4 protein-coding genes are annotated in these 4,065 nt (G+C 68.5%); 3 read left to right on the forward strand and 1 reads right to left on the reverse strand.

Features of this window, described 5'->3' with window-relative positions; translation table 11 throughout:
• Positions 1 to 218 precede the first annotated feature (218 nt).
• The 3 genes from VF697_RS16465 to VF697_RS16475 all read left to right on the forward strand — a co-directional run bounded on the left by VF697_RS16465 (position 219) and on the right by VF697_RS16475 (position 3,475).
• A complete protein-coding gene (locus VF697_RS16465; protein WP_331096044.1) occupies positions 219 to 614 on the forward strand; it encodes a hypothetical protein in 396 nt (131 codons plus the stop codon).
• A gap of 270 nt (positions 615 to 884) precedes the next feature.
• Positions 885 to 1,358, forward strand: a complete 474-nt coding sequence (locus VF697_RS16470; protein WP_331096046.1) for a hypothetical protein — start codon at positions 885 to 887, stop codon at positions 1,356 to 1,358.
• Positions 1,359 to 1,408: 50 nt separating this feature from the next.
• Entirely contained in the window at positions 1,409 to 3,475 is a 2,067-nt protein-coding gene (locus VF697_RS16475; protein WP_331096048.1) for an ATP-binding protein, read from the forward strand.
• Positions 3,476 to 3,520: 45 nt separating this feature from the next.
• Here the strand turns inward: VF697_RS16475 and VF697_RS16480 are convergent.
• The coding region (locus VF697_RS16480; RefSeq protein WP_331096050.1) for a S46 family peptidase at positions 3,521 to 4,065 on the reverse strand (545 nt) is incomplete at its 5' end.

Below are 4,065 nucleotides of genomic sequence, written 5' to 3' on the forward strand. Positions count from 1 at the left end.
CCCCTCCTGGCCGGGCGAACGAGAGGAATCAGGCCTTTACGCCCGAGTGGGAGGAGGCGCTCGAACCACCCCACCTCATCTCACCTATTGACAGCGATAAGTAATCCACCCCTGACGCAACGCACAACGTACGGCCCGTCCGGGGCAAGGCAGACGTCCAGGAGGTGACGGGCGGCGGCGCCCAACTGTCACCCTGTTACTGTTGCCAACGAGCCCCCATGTCCGCGCCCGAGGACGAACACGACGAGAACGCCCCGCTGTGGCCTCCCCTGCTGCTGACGCTGGGGGTGCTCTTCCTCGCCACCGAGACGCGGCACCAGAGGCTGGCCCTCACCGCGCTCGCCGCGCTGGTGCTGCTGCCCACGGCGTGGCGGTTGATGACGCGCCGGTGGAGGCGCGGAGACGTGCCGCGCGGACTGGGCGCGGGCTTCCTCGCCAGCCACCTGCCCCTGCTGCTCGGCGCCTTCTCCACCTGGGCCCGGCCCGAGTGCCGCCTCCGCCTCTGCTTGGACGGCGTGCTGGCGGCCGCGCCCCTGGTCCCCTGGGCGGGTCTGCTCGGCACCCTGCTCTACTGGGCCTGGGCCGGACCGCCTCCGGGCCGTCGCGAGCGCTGAAAGCTTCCTTCACGGCCCGTGCAGCAAAGCCAGACAGGGTGCTTCAAAGCCCGAAACGACCCGAGCCTACCTGTCTGTCTGGGTACGCACACCTCTCACAATGTCTTTCTTTCCGTCCGTCCATACGCACTGTGATTGGATAAATAAAGCCTTGGAGGTATTTAGGCTTTCTCGGTTTTTCCAAAAAATAACGATTTAAAAGGAGTCTATTCATTCCGGTCATCTTGGCTTTAGGATTCTCGACAGCAACCGAACGCCTCGGGGGTTCTCGTGCTTTACGTCGCTCTGGAGTGGGATCACAAAATCGGTAAGCCAATGGTTGGCTGGATTGTCGTGGAATGCGGAGGGGTGGGCGAGAAGTGCGGAGGACCGGTGGCCCTGTCGCCTCGCAGGGATATCGCTTACTTCGTCGAAGAGAAGACCGCGGAGCGGGATGCCAAGGCTTTCGCGGAATACAAGAATGCCCAGCGTGAGGGGCGCCACATGGAGCTGCCCGCTCAAGGTGGTCTCAAGTGGCACATGCCGTATGCGTGGGATCATCAAATCTTCAGCCCGCTGATTCGCTGGGGCGTCCTGGAGTGGAACGGGGAGACGGGCAAGCCCGGCCCCCGGCTGGATGTCGCCTACTTCCTCGACCAGGAGACGGCCGAGAGCGACGCGAAGTGGTTCAGTCGGGAACGGGACCAATGGCTTCTCGGGGAGGTGAGCACCCCTCCTTTGACGCTCGCGCGTAAGGTAGGCTGATCCCCTCGCCCCAGGCTCCGCGCCCCTCTGGGGCGCGTGGAGCCGCGAAGATGAATGCCATGTACGTCACGTTCCTGGGCGTCCCGAGTTCCGTGGGTGAAGAGCTGGAGCAGGCGCTCCATGGTGAGGGGTTGGCCATCGAGTGCCGCCACCTCACCCTGGAGAGTCCCTCCCTGCCGCAAGTCTTCCCCCCCGGGCTGGTCGTGCTCTGGGACGTGGGAGGACCGCTAGAGGAGGAAATCGGGGTCTGCCGGCGGCTGGCCTCCATCTCCTCCCTGTCGCGCACCTGCCTGGTGGTGCTGACGCGCCGTGACCCCGCCGCACAGGAGGCGATGATCCTCGCCGGGGTGAGCGAGTGCATCTCCCCCATCGAGGAGCGCTGGGCCCCCAACCTGCTCACGCTCACCCGGCGCATGGGCGTTCCCTCCCGCTCGGCCACCCAGTCGGGGGGGTTGACGTCCTCGCGCGTGCCTCCGGAGCGGGCCCTGCAGACGCTGCTGGCCGCCACCACGGCCGACCTCGGCCACGACTTCTTCCGCACCCTGGTCAAGCAGCTCGCCGAGGCGTTCCGTGTCACCTGCGCCATGGTGGGTCAGATGATCCCCGAGCAGGACTCGATCCGCACGCTCGCCTTCTGGGGCCAGGGCTCCTTCCAGAACGACGTGACCTATCCGCTCCAGGGGACGCCCTGCCACAACGCCATCGCCTGCTCCATCTGCCACTACGCGGATGACGTGAGCCAGCACTTCCCCGAGGACCTGATGCTGGTGGACCTCGGCCTGCGCGGCTACCTGGGCGCGGCGCTGCGCAGCACCAAGGGCGAGGTCATCGGGGTGCTGGCCATCCTGCACGACCAGCTGCTGGACGCCGGGGAGATGGACTTCGCGCTGCTGGGCGCCTTCGCGGCCCGCGCGGGCGCGGAGCTGGAGCGCATCCAGGCGCATGCCGAGCTGGAGCGCACGCGCGACTTCCTGCGCAACACGCTCGAGGCCGTGCCGGAGCCACTCTTCGTCAAGGATCGCTCGCACCACTTCGTGGCGGTCAACAGCGCCTTCTGCCGCGTCATGGGACGCCCCGCCGAGCAGCTGCTGGGCAAGACCACCATGGACTTCCTGCCCGACCACCAGGCGCAAGCCTTCTGGACGCAGGACGAGCAGACCTTCACCTCCGGCCAGTCCGGCGAGCAGGAGCAGACCTTCACCGACAGCTCGGGCATCACCCGGGCGATCGTCACCAACCGGGCCGTCTTCCCCGGAGCCGATGGCCAGCCCGCCCTGGTGGCCGTCATCCGCGACTTCACCGAGCGCAAGCGCCTGGAGACGCAGCTGCGGCTGGCGGACCGGATGACGTCCATGGGGACGCTGGCGGCCGGCGTGGCGCACGAAATCAACAACCCGCTGGCCTACGTCTGCTCCAACCTCACCTTCCTGAGCGAGCAGCTCGCCCAGGAGACGCTGCCGCCCGAGGCCCTGCCCGAGCTGCGCGAGGTGGTGGCCGAGACGCAGGAGGGCGCCGGTCGCGTGCGCTCCATCGTCCAGGACCTGAAGACGTTCGCGCGCTCGGACGAGGAGCGCCGGGGCCCCATCAACGTCCACCAGGTCATCGACGGGGCGCTGCGGCTGGTGCGCAACGAGATGATGCGCAGCAACGCCCGGCTGGAGCGGGCGCTCGCGCCGGTGCCGGCCATCCTGGGCAACGAGGCGCGCCTGGGACAGGTGCTGGTGAACCTGCTGGTCAACGCCGTGCAGGCCTTCCCCGAGAAGCGCTCGGAGAACAACCTCATCCGCGTCTCCACCTGGAGCGACGGGGCGAAGCGGGTGGTGGTGGAGGTGGAGGACAACGGGGCGGGCATGAGCACGGAGGTGCAGCAGCGCATCTTCGACCCCTTCTTCACCACCAAGCCGGTGGGCGAGGGCACCGGCCTGGGGCTCGCCATCTGCCACTCCATCGTCCAATCCATGGGCGGGCAGATCGAAGTGCGCAGCACCCCGGGACAAGGCACCACCTTCGTGCTGTCCCTGCCGGCCTTCGTGCAGGAAGACGAGGAGGACGGTACCGCCGCGCGCGGCTCGGTCGCGGAGGGGCAAGAGCCCGCGCGCCTGCGCGCCATCGGCTAGCGCGGCACGCGAGGGGCGGCGTCGCCAGCCGCCCCCCGGCTCCGCTCACCGCTGGTGGGCGCGCAGCTCCTTCACCAGCCGCCCGGCGCCGTAGACGTGCTCGAGGGCCCCCAGCAGGCCGTCCCCATGCACGGCCACCGCGCGGTTGGTCTCCGGCACGTACGCGTAGTCGCCGCCCAGCGAGTGCAGGTTGCCATCGAAGATGAGCCCCACCACGCGCCCCTCGCGGTCCACCAGGGGAGAGCCCGAGTTGCCACCGATGATGTCGTTGGTGGTGGCCACGTCGAGCGGCGTCTCGCCCGGCACCTTGCCCTGGGCCTTCAGCCACGAGTCCGGCAGCCGGAAGGGCTCCTTGCCCGTGTGCCGTGCATAGGCACCGGCGAACGTCGTGAGCGGCGGCACCTGCCGCCCGTTCTCCTCCCAGCCCTTCACCACGCCGTAGTTGAGGCGCAGGGTGAAGGTGGCGTCCGGGTAGCCCGTGGTGCCATGGGCCGCCAGCCGCGCCTGCGCGAGCAGCTCGCCGTTCTTCTTCAGCACGGACTCCACCGAGTCCTCGTAGCGCTGGCGCACCTCGCGCGCCTGCGCGTCCA

It is taken from the genome of Archangium sp. (assembly GCF_036388035.1).
In the GTDB taxonomy this organism is placed as follows: domain Bacteria; phylum Myxococcota; class Myxococcia; order Myxococcales; family Myxococcaceae; genus Archangium.

Bases quoted from the DNA above. Each gene is read 5' to 3' on its own strand.
- VF697_RS16465 (WP_331096044.1), top strand. From the start codon at position 219: ATGTCCGCGCCCGAGGACGAACACGACGAGAACGCCCCGCTGTGGCCT.
- VF697_RS16475 (WP_331096048.1), top strand. From the start codon at position 1,409: ATGAATGCCATGTACGTCACGTTCCTGGGCGTCCCGAGTTCCGTGGGT.